The 18,403-nt window shown below is 49.6% G+C and carries 14 protein-coding genes; 12 read left to right on the top strand and 2 right to left on the bottom strand.

The features are described 5' to 3' along the window. Positions 1–10 precede the first annotated feature (10 nt). The 10 genes from NQ510_RS16055 to NQ510_RS16010 all read left to right on the top strand — a co-directional run bounded on the left by NQ510_RS16055 (position 11) and on the right by NQ510_RS16010 (position 13,241). Positions 11–1,306, top strand: coding sequence for an ABC transporter permease (locus tag NQ510_RS16055; RefSeq protein ID WP_008664747.1), 1,296 nt, complete (start codon positions 11–13; stop codon positions 1,304–1,306). Between the two features lie 159 nt (positions 1,307–1,465). After that, positions 1,466–2,131 (top strand): ABC transporter ATP-binding protein, encoded by a 666-nt coding sequence (locus NQ510_RS16050; RefSeq protein WP_005831162.1) that lies wholly within the window; start codon positions 1,466–1,468, stop codon positions 2,129–2,131. 54 nt (positions 2,132–2,185) lie between these two features. Continuing rightward, complete coding sequence (locus NQ510_RS16045; protein WP_005831160.1) at positions 2,186–3,460, top strand: ABC transporter permease; 1,275 nt, start codon at positions 2,186–2,188, stop codon at positions 3,458–3,460. A gap of 15 nt (positions 3,461–3,475) precedes the next feature. Then, positions 3,476–4,735 carry an FtsX-like permease family protein gene (locus tag NQ510_RS16040; RefSeq protein ID WP_005831158.1) on the top strand — a complete coding sequence of 420 codons (1,260 nt, stop codon included), beginning with the start codon at positions 3,476–3,478 and terminating at the stop codon, positions 4,733–4,735. A gap of 41 nt (positions 4,736–4,776) precedes the next feature. Next, entirely contained in the window at positions 4,777–5,400 is a 624-nt protein-coding gene (locus NQ510_RS16035; RefSeq protein WP_005831156.1) for a GIN domain-containing protein, read from the top strand. Between the two features lie 52 nt (positions 5,401–5,452). Continuing rightward, positions 5,453–6,751: an ABC transporter permease gene (locus NQ510_RS16030; RefSeq protein ID WP_005831154.1), complete on the top strand. Its 1,299-nt coding sequence runs from the start codon at positions 5,453–5,455 to the stop codon at positions 6,749–6,751. Between the two features lie 31 nt (positions 6,752–6,782). Then, entirely contained in the window at positions 6,783–8,021 is a 1,239-nt protein-coding gene (locus tag NQ510_RS16025; RefSeq protein ID WP_005831152.1) for an ABC transporter permease, read from the top strand. A 6-nt stretch (positions 8,022–8,027) separates the two neighbouring features. Further along, positions 8,028–9,260: an ABC transporter permease gene (locus NQ510_RS16020; protein WP_005831150.1), complete on the top strand. Its 1,233-nt coding sequence runs from the start codon at positions 8,028–8,030 to the stop codon at positions 9,258–9,260. Positions 9,261–9,296: 36 nt separating this feature from the next. After that, positions 9,297–10,544, top strand: coding sequence for an ABC transporter permease (locus tag NQ510_RS16015; protein WP_005831148.1), 1,248 nt, complete (start codon positions 9,297–9,299; stop codon positions 10,542–10,544). A gap of 93 nt (positions 10,545–10,637) precedes the next feature. Continuing rightward, positions 10,638–13,241 (top strand): sensor histidine kinase, encoded by a 2,604-nt coding sequence (locus NQ510_RS16010; protein ID WP_005831146.1) that lies wholly within the window; start codon positions 10,638–10,640, stop codon positions 13,239–13,241. Here the strand turns inward: NQ510_RS16010 and NQ510_RS16005 are convergent, their stop codons facing one another. Continuing rightward, positions 13,242–14,477, bottom strand: a complete 1,236-nt coding sequence (locus NQ510_RS16005; protein WP_005831144.1) for a fucose isomerase — start codon at positions 14,475–14,477, stop codon at positions 13,242–13,244. Positions 14,478–14,739: 262 nt separating this feature from the next. Between NQ510_RS16005 and NQ510_RS16000 the strand changes: the two genes are divergently transcribed. Beyond that, complete coding sequence (locus NQ510_RS16000) at positions 14,740–15,945, top strand: pyridoxal phosphate-dependent aminotransferase (protein WP_034526055.1); 1,206 nt, start codon at positions 14,740–14,742, stop codon at positions 15,943–15,945. A 10-nt stretch (positions 15,946–15,955) separates the two neighbouring features. Further along, positions 15,956–17,200, top strand: a complete 1,245-nt coding sequence (locus NQ510_RS15995; RefSeq protein ID WP_005831139.1) for an ABC transporter permease — start codon at positions 15,956–15,958, stop codon at positions 17,198–17,200. A gap of 5 nt (positions 17,201–17,205) precedes the next feature. Here the strand turns inward: NQ510_RS15995 and NQ510_RS15990 are convergent, their stop codons facing one another. Beyond that, on the bottom strand, positions 17,206–18,378 hold the full coding sequence (locus tag NQ510_RS15990) for a glycosyltransferase (RefSeq protein WP_034526053.1): 1,173 nt from the start codon (positions 18,376–18,378) through the stop codon (positions 17,206–17,208). Positions 18,379–18,403 lie beyond the last annotated feature (25 nt).

Genomic DNA, 18,403 nt, shown 5'->3' with positions numbered 1-18,403 from the left:
GGAGGTTGGTATGTTTAAGTTAATATGGAAGAATCTTTGGGCGCGCCGCCGCAAGAACGGATGGTTGTTGGCCGAATTGATATTGGTGAGTATCATCAGTTGGGTTGTATTGGACCCGGTGATTGTGGTCACGCACGATCGTAATATCCCGTTGGGCTATGATGCGGAGCGGCTTTGCCTCATTTCATTGGGCGCATTGCAGCCCCAGGCACCGGGATACGATGCCGAAGCGCAGGACTCTGCTACGTTGGTGGACAACTATTATAATTTGGTGCGTTATGTCAAGGACTTTGACGGTGTGGAATCGGCCACTCCCGTGCTGGGATTCTGTTATCCCAATTCTTCGGGAAGTTCGAATAGTCAATTGTTTGCCGAAGGGGATACGATTCCCTTATCTATTATGATGATACAATTTTTGCCTCATACGAACTTTTTCGATACGTATGGTTTCCGTTCCGGTAAGGGGCGGACACCCGGACAGCTGTCCGACTACGCCTATGCCCCGAATGACATTGTACTGACGGAGAATGCTGCCGAACAGTTGTTCCATACCAAAGACGCGCATGGCAAACGCTGTATAAGCAGAGACCATGGAGATACCTTGTACATGCCGGTTGTCGGTACGATAGGAGCCATGAAGATGTATAGCGAGTGGCGTCCCGTCCCCGTTGCATTTATGCCGATGCTTACCATCGATACAAGTTATATCCCTGAAAGTGCCCATATCCTGGTACGTCTCAAAGAGGGTGTCAGCATGGAGCGTTTTCTGCACGATTTCCGTCCCTGGATGGTGAAGGAGATGAGGCGGGGTAATCTGTTTGCCCGTAGTGTCCGTTCCTATGAGCAGATTATAACGGAGAGCGAAGCCAGCAATTCCACACCGATTTACCGCCGTAATCTGGCGATGGCGGCTTTCTTCCTGGTGAATCTTTGCCTGGGTGTCATCGGTACCTTCTGGTTGCAGACACGTACGAGGCGCGAGGAAGTGGGAGTGATGCTGTCGTTCGGAGCTACACGCAGTGACATTGTCCGCCTGCTGATGGGCGAAGGCACGGTATTGACCGTGGTCGCTTCACTGACTGGTTTTCTGCTTTATTTGCAATATGCACTGAAAGAAGGGCTGGCCAAAGGACAGAATTGGGTGGAGAGTACAGAGAGCTATTGGGTGTCGGATTTCACCTCGCATTATCTGCTCGTGTCGCTCGTCATCTTTCTGATACTGCTGGTGGTAGTGTTGGTGGGAATCTATATCCCAGCGCGCAACATCAGCCGCATTCCACCTACGGAAGCTCTGCGTGACGAATAGATGAAAACGGACAAAGTGTTCATTTTCGGACACCTTACTGCATGTATAAATAGCAGATAATCAATAATAAACGGTTTTGGCACAACTTTTGACCTCTTGAAACAGAAATTGTGCGGAATAGAAACGGAACAGAATAATAACAATTAAATACTTACCATTATGATTAAGTTAACTGGCATCAACAAGATTTATCGTACAAACGAGATTGAAACCGTGGCATTGGAAAATGTAAACCTCGAAGTGAACAAGGGAGAATTTCTCAGTATCATGGGACCCTCCGGTTGTGGAAAATCTACGTTGCTGAACATTATGGGTTTACTGGATGCACCTACCAGCGGCACCATCGAAATAGCCGGTACGAAAGTGGACGGCATGAAGGACAAGGAGCTGGCTGCTTTCCGTAACCAGAAGCTGGGTTTTGTGTTCCAGTCTTTCCATCTGATTAATTCGCTGAATGTGCTGGATAATGTGGAGCTGCCTTTGCTGTATAGAAAGGTGTCTGCCAAGGAACGCCGTCATCTGGCGGAAGAGGTATTGAAGAAGGTCGGTTTGAGCCACCGCATGCGTCACATGCCTACACAGCTTTCCGGCGGTCAGTGCCAGCGTGTAGCCATTGCCCGTGCCATTATCGGCAACCCGGAGATAATCCTCGCCGATGAGCCCACCGGTAACCTGGACTCCAAGATGGGTGCCGAAGTCATGGAACTGTTGCATCAACTGAACAAGGAAGACGGACGTACCATCGTGATGGTGACCCACAATGAAGAGCAGGCCAAACAGACCTCACGTACCGTCCGCTTCTTCGACGGACGTCAGGTGGAATAATTACTGCTTAACAGCCAACTGTCAACTATTAATTATCAACTATCAATAAATGAAATGCAAACCGTAAGACAAGCTTTTACAATCTTGAAGCAGAATCCGCTGCTAAGTACGATTTCCATATTGGGTACGGCCTTTGCTATCACCATGATTATGGCTATTGTGATTACTTGGCAGACAAAATATGCTGACTTGGAACCGGAAGTGAACCGCAGTCGGTGTCTTTACTTTTCCGCTATGCACGTATACGACAAGGAAAAGGACGGCAATAATAATTGGAGTAATCCTTCGGCGGCATTTATGAAAGAATGCGTGCAGCCGGTGCCCGAAGTGGAATACTGTACGGCATTTTCCCCAGCCGGTTTGTCGTTGGCTTCGTTGACTGACGGTAACAATCGGGTGAAAGTGGATGCTATGCGGACAGATCCCGACTTCTGGAAAGTGTTCAGCATGCAGTTTCTTGCCGGACGCGGCTTCAGCGAAGCCGACCGTGCTGGAGAAAGCAAGGCTGTAGTAGTCTGTGCGTCTGTAGCGCGGAAACTGTATGGAAGTACAGATGTAGTGGGACAGGAATTCCTGCTGAACCGGGAACTTGCACGTATCGTGGGAGTGGTGAAAGATGTTTCCGTCACTGCTAAGGATGCATATGCACAAGTGTGGGGTATGTACAGTGCCGACGAACTGAAAATTACCGGAGTCCACAGTTATTTGGGAGGCATGCAGATTGCTGTATTGGCACGTACATCTGATGACTTTCCTGCCATCCGGGAGGGCATTGCCAAGCAGGTGGAACGTGTTAATGCCGGATTGGGTAATAAACAGATAGACATCATGGAACAGCCGGACAATATCGTGGCGCACGTCAACCACGTATGGGCTAATGTAGGGCCAGACTTGACAATGCTTTATCTTCAATATGCCGTAGCTTTATTTATCATTTTGTTGGTACCGTCACTCAATCTGTGTGGCTTGAGTAACAGCCGCATGCAGCAACGTATTACCGAATTAGGTGTACGTAAGGCTTTTGGAGGAACGAAAAGTGTGCTTGTGCGGCAGATACTGAACGAAAATCTGATGTTGACATTACTGGGTGGAGTAGTGGGACTGCTTTTCAGTTATTTGGCAGTATATGCCATGCGTATGTGGCTGTTCACCAATAATCAGAATGTGGGTACGTCGGGCGAGTTCAGCTTGAACATGGAGGCGCTGTTTAGTCCGTGGGTATTCCTGCTGGCATTTGTTTTCTGTGTGGTCATCAATCTGTTGAGTGCGGCACTGCCTGCATGGATAGCGGCACGGCGCACTATTGTAGATTCTTTGAATGATAAATAGAAGGAGGTACTTGATATGAAATTTACGATACATAACTTACGTATGATAAAGGCACGCTTCAGCAGTAACGGCTGGGTATTGGCTGAATTGTTCTTGGTATTCATCGTGATGTGGTTCCTCTGTGACTCACTGGGATGCATGAAATATACTTTCTACCGTCCGCTGGGTTATAATATTGAACATGTCTATAAATTATCCACCGTTGTAGGTGGAGAAAGTCGGGATACGAGTCTGACTGATGCCGATAAATATCTGGGTATATTGGCGAAATTGGAACAAGAGCCTTCCGTAGAGGCAGCTGCCCTTTGTTATTGGAGCCTTCCGATGAGTGGCAGTAATAGTTACAATGCGTTGGTTGTGCAAGATACTTCCTGGGTGCAAGGACGCTGTATTTATACGACTGGAGGATATATGGATGTTTTCCGGATAAGTGAGGACCCGCGTCACCCGTTCCGGGACACTCCCGCAGGATGGAACAATGTGACACTGAGTAATGCCGCTTTTGAACGTTTTCGTAAGAAAATGCCGGAGTTTTCGCAGACTACGCCGTTAGGTAATGGTGATTCTGTTACAATCATCAAGCAGATGGGGAAGACCGGTGCTTTCCGTTCCTATCGTTATGGAGTTGAGGAACCTTGGTTCTTTTATCATTTGGGAGAGAATATGATTAAGGCAGAGTTTGCCGACAATTGGTCGCAGATTGTTTTCCGCGTGAAGCCTGCTGCCGACGGACCGGATTATCGGGAGAAGTTTCTGCGCGAAATAGCGCCTAAACTGGACACGGACAATGCGTTTGTGGCAGATGCCGCTCCCTATACTGAACAACAGTTGCAGTTCGAGGTGATGAATGGCGATACGGATAAGGTGAACAGTCAGGCTGTGGTGGTGCTCTTCCTGCTGGTGAATGTATTTTTGGGGTTAATAGGCACCTTCTGGTTCCGTACTCGCCGCCGCCGTTCGGAGATAGCTCTACGGATGGCGATGGGCAGTACGCGTGGCGGTGTGTTTCGTTTACTGATAGGTGAGGGGTTACTGTTATTGGCGTTAGTGACATTGCCTGCCATGGTTGTATGCTACAATGTGGGGATGGCGGAATTTACTATAGGACGTACCTCTCTCATATCCACTTGGCCGATAGAGTGGAGTGTGATACGCTTCCTTGCAGGTTCTCTAGGGGCTTGGTTACTGATAGCTCTGATGGTAGTGATTGGAATATGGTTTCCGGCACGGCAGGCTATGAAGATTGAGCCGGCAGAGGCGTTGCATGAAGAGTAGTATGAAAAACAATAGAGGATTAACAATAAAAAAGAAGAAAAATGAAAACTAATATAGTAGGTATTATCATTGCATTGATATTGACATTTGTAGGTATGCTGAGTGTTTATGCACAAGATACCAAAGTGAGTGAAGTGCGCAAAGTGGATGCCTTTTCGTCCATTGAGATAACGTCTGTGGGAACAATTTATTTTACACAGAGTGACACTTATTCTTTCAAGATTGAAGGTAAGGAGAAGCACGTGAAGAATACAGAAACCACAGTGAAGGACGGCTGTCTGCTGATAGGCTTCAAGGATAGGAAAAACAAGAGCATGAGAAATCAGAAAGATGGCGTGACCATTTGGATTTCGGCTCCTGATTTGAAGAAGGTGGAGTTTACCGGTGTAGGGGAATTCAATTGTGAGAAGCCCTTGAAACTGGATGAAGTGTCATTTGAGGTAAAGGGAGTGGGTGAAGTGAATGTATCCGATTTGACGTGTGACGAGCTGAAAGTTACTTTACGCGGAGTAGGTAGCGCCGATATTCATGTAGTCTGCGATTATTTGACTGCCAGAATGAGTGGTGTGGGTGACGTCACTTTGAGCGGAACTGCCGGGCATGCTGACATTTCTAAAGGAGGCATAGGCGGAGTGAATACATGTAACCTGAAGGTGGGCCGTTGAGTAGCGGTAACACCAATCGTAAATAGTAAATCGTCTAATCGTAAATATCAATATGATAAAGCAATACTTCACACAAGCCTGGGCACAGTTGCGGCAGCAACCGATGATTAGTGCCGTCAGCATAGCCGGTACGGCACTTGCCATCTTCCTCATCATGCTGGTGGTGATGATGCAGCAGGTGAAGGTAGCTCCGTTTGCTCCGGAGAGCAACCGCGACCGCTTTCTACATGTGCATTATATGAGCATCACCAACAAAAGCTGGGGAGAGGGAAACAGTTCCAACGGACCGATGGGGATAAAGACTGCGCTTGAGTGCTTCAAATCGCTGAAGACCCCCGAAGCAGTAACGATTTATACCTGTATGGTCATTTCTACCCCCGTGAATCTGCCGGGACAACCTGCAACGGGTATCGACCTGTTGCAGACAGATGATACTTTCTGGCGTGTGTTTGATTTTTCTTTTGTTGCCGGGAAACCTTATGACCAGGCTACATTCGATGCCGGACTACCCGTAGCGGTAATTACGGAAAGTGTAGCGCGCAGGTTATTCCAGACAACGGAGGCTGTTGGTCGCGAATTCCTTTTGAACCATGCTCCTTATACAGTGTCCGGTGTAGTGAAGGATGTTTCTACTTTGGCCAACACTGCCTATGCGCAGGTATGGGTGCCCTATACTTCTACTGAGATAACGAAAAGCACATGGAGTGATGAGCATATGGGGATGATGAGCGTTACCATTCTGGCGAAAAGCCGTGATGATTTTCCCGCTATTCGTGAGGAGACGGAACGCCGCCGTCAGGAGTACGACACTGTAATTGGCGAGAATGGTTATTCGTTGATTTACCGTAACCGTCCTTATGACCAGGAGAAAAATGCCGCAGGAATGGCTGCCAACATCGAACCGGACGTGGACCAGGCACGCAGGCAGCGTCTCATTATCTTCATCATTCTACTGATTGTTCCTGCCATCAACCTCAGCTCGATGACGCAGAGCCGTCTGCGCCAGCGTGTGGCAGAGATTGGTGTGCGCCGGGCATTCGGTTCAACGAGACTGGAACTGATGGGGCAAATCATTGCAGAAAATCTGGTGGTGACATTGCTGGCAGGGGTGATGGGATTGTTGCTGAGTGTAGCATTCGCTTATTTGGGAAATACACTGCTGTTTGCGCAGGAATTCAGCCAGACGCTGAGTCCTCCGGCAGTGGATGCAAGCATATTGCTGCATGGCTCCACCTTTGGCTGGGCGTTGTTGTTCTGCTTTGTGCTAAACTTACTAAGTTCCGGTATTCCCGCATGGCGTGCATCAAGAATAGGGATTGTAAATGCATTGGGCGGACGTTTGCATAAATAACTCCATCACAAAACATTAATCATTGAAGAAAATGACTAAGAAACTTCTTACACAGATAAAGAATGAATGGCTCTCAAACCTATGGTTGGTGTTGGAGTTATTGGTAGTGAGTGTAGTGATGTGGTACGTGGTAGACTATCTCTACACGCGCGCCGCCACCTATCTGGAGCCGAGAGGCTTTAATATAGAGCACTGCTACCTTATAGAGTTGGGGGAACTGACACCCAAAAGTCCCGACTACATAGCCGGGCATACCTCTCAGCAAACCCACGATGACATAGCCGAGTTGTTGGAGCGTCTGCGTCGTCGGCCGGAGATAGAAGCGGTCAGCCTTTCGCAGAATTCATATCCTTACAACGGAAGCAATTCAGGCGCTGAAGTAAGCTATGACACTTTGCGTTCTCCCGGTTGGACCATCCGCAGGTTAGTGACACCGGACTTTCCCCGTGTATTCCGCTATCGGGGCACGCGTGGCGAGACACCCGAACAATTGGCTGAAATGTTGGAGCGCGGGGAGTTTATGGCTTCGGATAACCTCTACCGGAAATACGACCGCCGGATGACAGATCTCGTAGGCCAGCGGTTCTATCTTTTTGGTGATACTACGAAGACCTACCGGCTGGGTGCTGCACTGCAAAATGTACGCTATCACGATTATGACCAGGCGCGAAGCTCATATTCCATGATGGTGAAGCAGAGTTTCTACTATATCGGTCTCGAACTTTGTGTCCGCGTCCGTGAAGGGCAGGACAATGACTTCATTGAGAGGCTGAAGGCAGACAGTGAGAGCCAGTTCCGCATAGGCAATATCTTCATTTCGGAGATACGTTCTTTCAAGGATATTCGTCGCAACTACCAGCAGGCATGGACCAATGACATCCGTAACTATGTGATGGGTATGGGATTCCTGCTGCTGAACATTTTCCTCGGCTTGCTCGGAACATTCTGGTTCCGTACGCAGCAACGCCGTTCGGAGATAGCACTGCACAAAGCGCATGGAGCGACAGACCGTGCCATCTTCAGCCGGCTGCTTAGTGAAGGGATATTGTTGTTGGCAATTGTCACCCCCGTTGCATTGCTCATCGATTATAATCTTGCACACCTGGAGTTGAATTCCTGGAGGAACGGTACGACGTTGGAGTGGGACCGCCTGCTGCTCTGTGCTGCCATCAGCTTTGTGCTGATTACCCTAATGATTGTCATCGGTATAGGTATTCCTGCCCGCAAGGCGATGAAGGTGCAGCCTGCCGAAGCATTGCACGATGAATAGAAAGCTATGGAACAAATTTTAGCTCTTATCCGCCAGAATCCCTTTTTCAGTGCTGTTTCCGTCATCGGTACGGCAGTGAGTATAACCTTTGTCATGGTCATTTACATGGTGTATGACATCCAGACGGCTGACTTGGCTCCCGAGTCGCACCGCAGTAGCATGGTATATTCTTCTTATGGATACTCTTACCGCAAGTCCGACCACAGCAATTCCAATACGGGCATGTCTTATCGGGCTGTCAACGCTATTTTTGCAGAACTTCCGGGTGCGGAACTTGTCACCTATCTGGGACCTACCTATCTTAGATACTGTGGGGATTCGCCCGTGCGGGGAATGCGCCGTACGGTTCGTCAGGTGGATTTGAACTATTGGCGTGTCTACGATATCCCTCTTGTGGCGGGCCGTCTTTTCAGTACCGAAGAGTTCGATGCTTGCCGGGATGTCGTGGTTATAGGCGAACAGCTTGCTCGCGAAGCTTTCGGGTCTGCCGAAGCAGCCATTGGCAAAAATTATTTTGTCAACTTTCGCCCTAAGCGCATTGTCGGGGTCACCAAGGATGTGAGCTCTCTGTTCACATTTGCCTATGGAGAGTTGTGGATGCCTTATTCCACCCGGGATTCCGGTCTGGGCAGTGAAGGGCTACGGGGAGATTTCGAGGCTGTGGCCCTTGTCAAGCCCGGTGTCGGCAGAGAGGAACTCAAGCGGCAGATAGAACAGTCGCTTGCCCGCTTCAACGAGATACTGGTCGAATATGAACTGGAGCTTCCCGACCTCAGCACCTATACGGAACGGCAGTTCTTCCGTAATGACACGATGAGTCCTGCCGTAACCTGCATCATCCTGGGTTTGATATTGCTTATTGTGCCCGCTATCAATGTCAGCGGACTTATATCTTCGCAAATGTCCCGTCGCATGGCTGAGCTTGCGGTAAGGAAAGCATACGGCGTCAGCCGTTCTACCTTGATGGTGCAGTTGCTCCGCGAGAACCTGGCCTTGGCATTTGCCGGCGCATTGCTCGGTTTTCTCTTTTCGTGCATATTCCTATGGCTGGGTAAGGACTGGATGCTTGGCGATGGTGCTCCCGGAACGAATTTTGATGTAAGCGTCTGGCTCTTCCTCCGTCCTGCGGTTTTCGTGGCTGTATTGGTGGTGTGTCTGTTGTTCAACCTGCTTTCTGTGTTTATTCCTGCCTGGCATGCCACCCGTCGCCCTATAGCCGAGGTTCTTGGCGGAGAATGAGCGGATAAACGAATCCCAATTAAAACAGTAACGAGTATGATACATTCTATTTTACACCAGATATGGAACCAGCGCCGCAGTAACGGCTGGCTGTTTGCCGAGCTGTTGATTGTATTTACATTGATGTGGTATTGTGTGGATGTACTCTATGGCTTTGCCCATGCAGAACGGCAGCCTAAGGGGTATGATTTGGAGCATGTCTATAAGATAAGGATTTCCTGCAATCCCACACAGATAGTGCCGTGCACGTCGGAAGACAGCCTGCAGACCTTCTGGTTCAAGCCGATGGAGGAAGTGCTCCGGCGTATCAGGCAATATCCTGCAGTGGAAAGTGCTGCCACGTGGCTGGGTACCGATACTTATACCCGCGGGCGTGTTTACCAGGGGTATACGACGGACAGCGTGCATGTTGTCGAGACTACAGTGCGCTATGTGTCTCCCGAATATTTCGACGTCATGCGCATTCCGCTGTTGCAGGGGAATGTCTCGGATTGGAATTCCACTGCCAGTCCTCTGCCTGCCGTGGTGACCCGTGATTTGGCAGACAGTCTTTTTCAGACAAGTGCCGGGGCGGTGGGCCGCGAGTTTCTGGATTATTACAGCGGAGGTCTCCGTTACCGTGTCTCTGCAGTCTGTGCCTTGCAGAAGACGGATGACTATGCCCGTTACGGACCTTTTGTCCTGACTCCTTTCCCCGGTTGGTTCTATGAGGACCAGTACCTCCCGTTCATCTCCCTACGGATACGTCCGGAGGCGGATACGGATAATTTTGCAGCTCGTTTTTATCAGGATATGATGTCGCAGCTGCAGGTCGCTCCATTCTATCTTTTCGACATACAGAGCTATAAGGACCAGAAGATAGAGCGGGATGCTGCCGAAGGAATCACCCCGTATATCCGCAGCGCAAGGCTCATTGTGATATTCTTTGTTTTCAATGTATTCATCGGGCTGATGGGAACTTTTTGGTTCCGTACCCGCCATCGCCGCAGCGAGATTGCTTTGCGCATGGCCATGGGCAGCAGCCGCGGAAGAATACGCTGGCAATTGCTGGGTGAAGGGTTGCTGCTGTTGGCACTTGCTTCCATCCCCGCTTTGATGATATGTATCAATATGGTTATGGCAGATGTCACTTTTACGGAAGCCACGGATGCCACTTGGGGGAGATTTGTCATATGCGTTTCTATTGTCTGGATATTGATGGCATTGATGGTGATTGCAGGAATCTGGTATCCGGCTTCACGGGCCATGAAGGTACAGCCTGCCGAAGCATTGCACGATGAGTGAGTTTTTTTTGAATAATCTGTGCTCATTCTCAATATAACTTGTATATTTGCGTGACGAATAAGAGTTTTGCGTTGAGTATACAAAATCTATATTATGATGAAACGCCTTTTCTTTCCATTGTTTGCAGGCTTGTTGTGGTTGATGTCGGGAACACTTTCGGCTACGGGACGTACGTACAATGTACTTTTCATACAGTCCTATACAAAAAATACTCCTTGGCACAGCCTTCTGACAGAAAATTTGGAGAACGGACTGGACAAGGGGGGAGTTAAAGCCAATATCACTACTGAATATCTGAATGCCGATTACTGGTCTTTCGCTTCCGAGTGCTTCATCATGCGCCGCATCTGCGAGCGTGCCAGGCAACGGAAAACGGACTTGATTGTGACCTCCAGCGATGAGGCTTTCTTCACATTGACCCATTGCGGTGATTCCCTGCCTTATCAGATACCGGTAGTGGTTTCGGGTATCAAATACCCGGATGAGAGAGTCTTTGAAAGAATGCCCAACGTCTCCGGCTATGTTTCGAAAACGGATTTCGATGTCTTGCTGGATGCGGCTGTCCGCATGTTTCCTTCCCGCAGGGAGTTGGTCTGTCTGTCCGACAGCAGTTTCCTGAGCCTTAAAGGGGTTAAGGCTGTGGAGGAATCCTGGGAACGCATAAAGAGCAACTATCCGGAGCATGAGTTGAAAGTGCTGAATGTGCAGGCCAAGTCCTTGAACTCTATCATCACTTCCATTTGCTATGACTACAATGCCTACAAGCATATTGTCATTGCTCCCAAATGGATTCCCTTTCTTTCCTTGAAGTTGAAGGCCCCCGTGTTTACCAGCCAGAACCTGGCTATGACGAACGGTGTTCTGTGTGTGTATGATGCCGTTCCCGGAGAGGATGCTTTTGCTGCCGGCCGGCAGGCTGCAAGTATTTTGAAGGGCAAGTCACCCGCCTCATTGGAAGTAAAGGACTTTGGGGGCAAGTTGCTGTTCGATTACAAACAGTTGCAGTTTTTCCGTGTGGACACGAACCGTGCGGAGAGCAAGGGCATCATTTTGAATATACCGTTGATGGAGCGTTACCGTGTCTGGTTCATTCTGTTCTATTCGCTGATTGTCGGGGCATTGGTGCTGCTGGTTGCCTGGCTTTTCCGTGCCAACCGCAGGGAGTCGCGTAAGCGCATACATGCCCAGACCCGCTTGTTGATACAGCACCGCCTGGTGGAGCAGCGCGACGAGTTCGACAATATCTTCTGTTCCATTCGCGACGGCTTGATTACGTATGATACCGACCTGCGCATCCATTTTGTCAACCGTCCGTTGTTACAGATGTTGGGACTTTCTTCCGAAACCTATACGTCCCGTTTCTATGAAGGGCAGATGGCCGGCTCCATTTTCAGGATTTACATGAATGGAGAAAACATCCTGCAGGACTTGTTGAAGAAAGTACGTACCGGAAAGAGACCTATTTCTATTCCGGAGAAAGCCTTCATGCAGGAAAACCATCAGGGAACGTATTTCCCCGTTTCCGGCGAGGTAGTACCTATCTTTGCCAATGAAAAGATGACGGGAATGGCGATTGTATGCCGCAATATCTCCGAAGAAGAGATGCAGAGACGCTTCTTCAATATGGCGGTGGAGGAAAGCTCCATTTATCCGTGGCAGTACAACATGCATATGAACCGTTTCCATTTCCCGGGTGGATTGCTGCGCCGTTTCGGGTATACCGATGATACGGACTTGCTGGCACGTGATGAGATGGACACCCTTATACATCCGGAAGACTTGCTGCATACGCGCAGGAATTTTGATGCCATTCTGTTGGGCAATGAAATCAATTCACGGATGAGTTTCCGGTTGAAGAGTGCGGATGGGAGCTATGAATGGTGGGAGTTCCGCAGTACCGCTTATGACGGACTGACGGTTGATACCCCATACATGGTATTGGGAGTATGCCAGAGCATCCAGCGTTACAAGGATACGGAAGAGGCCTTGATTGCCGCACGTGACCGTGCCTTGCAGGCCGACAAGCTCAAATCTGCGTTTCTTGCCAATATGAGCCATGAGATACGCACCCCTTTGAATGCCATTGTCGGCTTCTCGGATTTGTTGAAGGATTTGGACGCTTTTTCTCCGGAAGAGGTAAAGCAGTTCGTCGAAACAATCAACATCAACTGTACATTGCTGCTGGCGTTGATAAACGATATTCTGGACCTCTCGCGCATAGAATCGGGCACGATGGACTTTAAGTTCGGAGCATTCAACCTGGCGTTTATCATGCAGGAGGTCCATGAATCCCAGCGTCTGAGTATGCCTCGGGATGTAGAGCTGCGTATAGAGATTCCGGAAGGGGAAGACAAATTGGTCATCACCGATTCCGTCCGCTTGAAGCAGGTCGTGAACAACCTGATAAACAATGCCAAGAAATTCACGGTAACGGGCAGCATCACCTTCGGCTATGTCACGAACCGGGAAGGATATACCACCATCTTTGTCGAAGACACGGGAAGCGGTATCTCTGAAGACGCCCAGAAACATATCTTCGAACGCTTTTACAAAGAAGACAGCTTTACGCAGGGCGCCGGTTTGGGGCTGAGCATTTGCCAGACCATCGTAGACCGCCTGCATGGTTCTATCTCGGTCTCCTCAGAGTTGGGAAAAGGAACGCGTTTCGAGGTGGTGATACCGGATGCGAACGAGTAATCATTCAATCCGTTTGCAGGCATTGGCTTGCAGGAACTCTTCCAATATATCCTCGTAATTGCCATACAGCATGATGTGGTGGTTGCCCAGCGGTGTCTTGAGGAAATAGTCGGCAGGGGAGTTCATTTTTATCCGCACTTGGGTGCGGCACATATTGATGTAGTTTGTATTCTCAACAAGCGTGCCGGTGCTCAAGTAATATTCGTCCAGGCTTTCGCTTCCGCATTTTACGATGGTTACATCTCCCGTCGGCAGGATTCCCTGAATACCGATGCCGCTTTCCGTCTCAAAATGGTTGCGTATGATGAACTGCTCCGTTTGTGCGATGCCGATGGTGCAGTGTGCCAATATGATTTCATTGGTACGGGCATTTATCATGGAAGGATTGGCCATGAAGGAGTTTTTCCCCGTCAGCACTTTTACGGCCAGCATGGTGAAGACGGATTGCAAATCGCCTTCACATCCGGCAATGATTCCTTCGTCGTTCAGCAAGGCAAGGGCAAGGCAGCCGGTGGTTCCCGTTTGGTCTATCAGGCGGAAGCAGCTGAGGGTAATGGCGCTCAGTCGCTCTTCCTCTACAATCCTCTTGATGGCTCGATACAGCCGCATGGCTTTTATCATGTCTTCGGGGCTTGCCTCTCGGCAGGCAAGCGCTTTTCCTGCCAGTCCGGCGCATGCTTCGCCCACCTCGTCGTCCGTTATCTGTCCGTAGTATTCATAAATGCGGTCCAATGAGACGTCTGTGTACTCGATACCCCAGCGGCGTTTGGCAAGCAGATAATCCACATTGCTGGCAACGAGCCAGCTGGACGGAGTGCCCATTACGCCGATGCGCATGCCGAAAAGGCTGCGTTGTGCCACGAAATTGCTGTGCAGGACAAAAATACGCTTGATGGTCTCGGGGAGCTCTCCGTGAAGAATCTCGCTTTTCATTCCCCGGCCGCGCAGCCAGGAAGATATTTCGAGAGCGGCGGCCAGTGAGTTCTGCATGCCGTCTGCCAAGAGGATGGCGGGGCGGGGAAGGGATTCGAAATGCTGGATTACCAGCCGTTCCACACCTCCGGTGGCAATGAATATAATACTGAAGTCATCGGGTGATAACTTGTCTATGTCTTTGTAATCAATGAAGTTGACGGTAAAGTATTTTTCCAATTCAGTCAATATCACTTCGTGGGAGCTACGGACTGATGCTTGTTTATGCAGTATGGAAGCAAAAGTTATAAGGTTGATGACCATGGTGTTATTTACTATTTGACTATTTACTATTTACAATTGATTCTACTTGGCTCGTTTGCTTTTTCAAAGATACAAGTTTCTGTTTACATATCATAGAGTTTTTACGATAGATAAGTTTTTTAAAGTTTTTATGGTCTTGCCTTCCTTTTGGTTTCAAATAATTCGCTACATTTGCAACTTTAATGATAAAGTGATAGCAATATCACCTATAAATACTCTATTAAATAGTAAATCATAAATCGTCAAATAGTAAATAAACCTCATGCCAACAATATCTATTCGCGGAATGGAGATGCCCGCATCTCCTATCAGAAAACTGGCTCCTCTGGCAGATGCTGCCAAGCAGAGGGGTATACATGTATTTCACCTGAACATCGGTCAACCCGACCTGCCTACTCCGGAAGTCGCGATTGAAGCGATACGGAACATCGACCGGAAAGTTCTGGAATACAGTCCCAGTGCGGGATATCGCAGTTACCGCGAGAAGTTGGTGGGTTACTATGCAAAGTACAATATCAATCTGACTGCAGACGACATCATCATCACTTCCGGCGGCTCGGAGGCGGTGTTGTTCTCTTTCCTGGCTTGCCTCAATCCGGGGGATGAAATCATTGTTCCCGAGCCGGCCTATGCCAATTATATGGCGTTTGCCATCTCTGCCGGAGCCAAGATACGCACCATTGCCACGACCATCGAAGAGGGTTTCTCGTTGCCCAAGGTAGAGAAGTTCGAGGAGTTGATTAACGAGCGCACGCGTGCTATTTTGATTTGCAATCCCAACAATCCTACGGGTTACCTCTATACACGCCGTGAAATGAACCAGATTCGCGACCTTGTGAAGAAGTACGATTTGTTCCTCTTCTCGGACGAGGTGTACCGTGAATTTATTTATACGGGTTCTCCCTATATCTCTGCCTGCCATCTGGAGGGCATTGAGAACAATGTGGTGCTGATTGATTCCGTGTCCAAGCGCTATTCGGAGTGCGGCATCCGCATCGGTGCCCTGATAACGAAGAACAAGGAAATCCGGGATGCTGTCATGAAGTTCTGCCAGGCGCGTCTCAGTCCTCCGTTGATAGGCCAGATTGCCGCAGAAGCATCGCTGGATGCCGATGAGGATTATCTGCGCGACACATACGATGAATATGTAGAACGCCGTAAATGCTTGATTGACGGATTGAACCGTATACCGGGCGTATATTCGCCCATCCCGATGGGAGCATTCTATACGGTGGCAAAGCTTCCGGTAGATGATTCGGACAAGTTCTGTGCCTGGTGTCTGTCGGAGTTCGAATACGAGGGACAGACGGTATTCATGGCGCCTGCGTCCGGATTCTATACTACGCCGAGTTCCGGTCGCAACGAAGTGCGTATCGCATACGTACTGAAGAAAGATGACTTGAACCGCGCCTTGTTTGTATTGCAAAAAGCATTGGAAGCCTATCCGGGAAGAGAAATGAAGGATTAGGGATTAATTTATGAACTTATCTCGCTTTATAGCGTTGCGCATTTATCGCAACTCGGAGCCGGGCAAGCAAGTTTCCCGTCCGGCTGTCCTTATTGCCATGGTGGGTATTGCTCTCGGACTGGCGGTGATGATTATTGCCGTGTCCGTCATTGTTGGCTTCAAGAGCGAGGTAAGGGATAAAATCGTGGGTTTCGGTGCCCATATCCAGATAGGCAACCTGGATGCTGCACGCTCTTATGAGACGCGCCCGGTGGTGGTGGGCGACAGCATGATGGCTGCGCTTTCCGATTATCCCGAAGTGAAGCATGTACAACGCTACTCCACCAAGCCGGGGATGATAAAGACCGCCGATGCCTTTCAGGGAATGGTGCTGAAAGGTGTGGGGCAGGAGTATGACAGCACCTTTTTCCACCGCCATCTGCTGGAGGGGGAGTTTCCGCAATTCAGCGATTCCGCTTCGTCCAACCGCGTAGTCATCTCAAAGTCTCTTGCCAACAAGCTGCAATTGAAACTCGGTGACAAGATAGACACCTACTTCATCCAGGACGATGTGCGTGCTCGCCGCCTGAAGATTGTAGGTATCTACCAAACCAACTTCTCCGAATACGACAACCTATTCCTGCTTACCGACCTCTATTTGGTGAATCGCCTGAACAACTGGGAGCCGGACCAGGTGAGCGGTGTGGAGCTGGAAATACGCGATTATGACAAGCTGGAAGAAACCACCTATGAGATAGCTGTCGATACGGACGAGAATCCCGACCGCTATGGTGCCGAGTATTGCGTCCGCAATGTAGAGCAGCTCAATCCCCAAATCTTTGCCTGGCTGGGCATCTTGGATGTCAACATCTGGGTCATTCTCATTCTGATGATTGGAGTGGCGGGGTTCACCATGGTATCCGGCCTGCTGATTATCATCATAGAGCGTACCTCCATGATAGGCGTGCTGAAGTCTTTGGGAGCCAATAACCTTACCATCCGTAAAGTCTTCCTTTGGTTTTTGGTCTTCCTCATTGGGAAAGGCATGCTTTGGGGGAACATAATCGGCCTTGCGTTCTATTTCGTGCAGCGCTGGTCCGGCTTGTTCAAGCTCGACCCTGAAACCTATTACATGGCTACTGTTCCGGTATCTTTCAATATCTGGCTGTTCCTGCTGCTGAATGCCGGCACATTGCTGGCTTCGGTCCTGATGTTGCTGGGCCCATCATTCCTGATTACACGCATCCATCCGGCAACTTCCATCCGTTACGAATAAGAGAATCACTTTCTCAGAAAATCGCTTTTCTTGCGGAACAGACAGTACCATTTCCAACGTAAAGACTGTATCGGCTGCAATAAGTCGAAAGCCGGTAGTGTGAAGTAATATCTACGTTGTTCTTCCAGGTCGCGGGCGGTCTTGTTGACAATGACGGCCTGCAGGGTGAAACGGAACAGGAACAAAAGACAAGCGACGCCTGCTGCCAGCCAGTGGAAGTGCAGAATGCCGATGACCATCGCGGCTATCCAGGATGCGTGGAATACCAGGCGGGTCAGGGTCTCAAAACCGGCCAGCCAGCGTTGCATTCCATGATACAGCCGTGCTGTGGAGGCGTAGCCTATTTTCTCTTCTTTCCAGTCCTTGGTACGCAGAAGCGGCTGCATGCGCACAATGGCATTGGCATCCGTTTCTACCCGCGTGTTCTCCGGGGTAGCCACGTGGTTGATGAACAAATCGTCGTCTCCCCGTTGCAGGTTGAGGTGTGCGGAGAATCCTTTCTGTTGGTAGAAGAGTTCCTTCCGGTAGGCCAGGTTACGCCCGATGCCCATGTAGGGGCTGCCTGCCAGGGCAAATCCCAGATAGCGCATGGAAGTGAACAGATTGTCGAATGCCGCCCGTTTGTGCAGCCAGCCTTTGCCGCGTTCGTAGCCGCTGTATCCCAGCACCACTTGGGTACGTGATGTGAAGTTGCGTGCCATCAGTCGCAGCCATTGGTTGCTTTGGGGCATGCAGTTGGCATTGGTAAACACCAGCCATTCATATTTGCTGGCCTTGATTCCAAGCGTCACGGCCAGCTTCTTGCGGCTGATGTAACGGGAGGAATCGGGTACGAAGCTGTGGTAGAGATGGGGATATTTCTCCTCGAGGATGGTCAGGTAATCCTCGCTCTCATCGGTGTTGCCGTCGTTAATGACGATGACTTCAAATTGGGGATAGTCCTGCTCCAGCACGGCGCCCAGGTTGCGGCGCAGATTCTCGGATTCCTCGCGGGCGCAGATAATGACGGATATGGGGGGCAGTTCCTGGGTGAAGTGCGTGTCTCCCTGCTTCACGGCACGGCTGCGCGCATGAATACGGTTGTAGAGACAGAGGTAGTAGATAATTTGAATAAGGAACAGACCACCCGCCGTAGCGAGTACGATAATTTCAGTTGAATCTAATGTAAATGCTTCCATGTGCAGTAGGACGTTTATGTGCTGC

Source organism: Bacteroides uniformis, from assembly GCF_025147485.1.
Taxonomy (GTDB): domain Bacteria; phylum Bacteroidota; class Bacteroidia; order Bacteroidales; family Bacteroidaceae; genus Bacteroides; species Bacteroides uniformis.
The sequence above is the reverse complement of the archived record's forward strand: the minus strand, read 5'-3'. Positions and strand labels throughout refer to the sequence as shown.

Bases quoted from the DNA above. Each gene is read 5' to 3' on its own strand.
- NQ510_RS16050 (WP_005831162.1), top strand. From the start codon at position 1,466: ATGATTAAGTTAACTGGCATCAACAAGATTTATCGTACAAACGAGATT.
- NQ510_RS16045 (WP_005831160.1), top strand. From the start codon at position 2,186: ATGCAAACCGTAAGACAAGCTTTTACAATCTTGAAGCAGAATCCGCTG.
- NQ510_RS16010 (WP_005831146.1), top strand. From the start codon at position 10,638: ATGATGAAACGCCTTTTCTTTCCATTGTTTGCAGGCTTGTTGTGGTTG.
- NQ510_RS16035 (WP_005831156.1), top strand. From the start codon at position 4,777: ATGAAAACTAATATAGTAGGTATTATCATTGCATTGATATTGACATTT.
- NQ510_RS16040 (WP_005831158.1), top strand. From the start codon at position 3,476: ATGAAATTTACGATACATAACTTACGTATGATAAAGGCACGCTTCAGC.
- NQ510_RS16030 (WP_005831154.1), top strand. From the start codon at position 5,453: ATGATAAAGCAATACTTCACACAAGCCTGGGCACAGTTGCGGCAGCAA.
- NQ510_RS16005 (WP_005831144.1), bottom strand. From the start codon at position 14,477: ATGGTCATCAACCTTATAACTTTTGCTTCCATACTGCATAAACAAGCA.
- NQ510_RS16055 (WP_008664747.1), top strand. From the start codon at position 11: ATGTTTAAGTTAATATGGAAGAATCTTTGGGCGCGCCGCCGCAAGAAC.
- NQ510_RS15995 (WP_005831139.1), top strand. From the start codon at position 15,956: ATGAACTTATCTCGCTTTATAGCGTTGCGCATTTATCGCAACTCGGAG.
- NQ510_RS16025 (WP_005831152.1), top strand. From the start codon at position 6,783: ATGACTAAGAAACTTCTTACACAGATAAAGAATGAATGGCTCTCAAAC.
- NQ510_RS16000 (WP_034526055.1), top strand. From the start codon at position 14,740: ATGCCAACAATATCTATTCGCGGAATGGAGATGCCCGCATCTCCTATC.
- NQ510_RS15990 (WP_034526053.1), bottom strand. From the start codon at position 18,378: ATGGAAGCATTTACATTAGATTCAACTGAAATTATCGTACTCGCTACG.
- NQ510_RS16015 (WP_005831148.1), top strand. From the start codon at position 9,297: ATGATACATTCTATTTTACACCAGATATGGAACCAGCGCCGCAGTAAC.
- NQ510_RS16020 (WP_005831150.1), top strand. From the start codon at position 8,028: ATGGAACAAATTTTAGCTCTTATCCGCCAGAATCCCTTTTTCAGTGCT.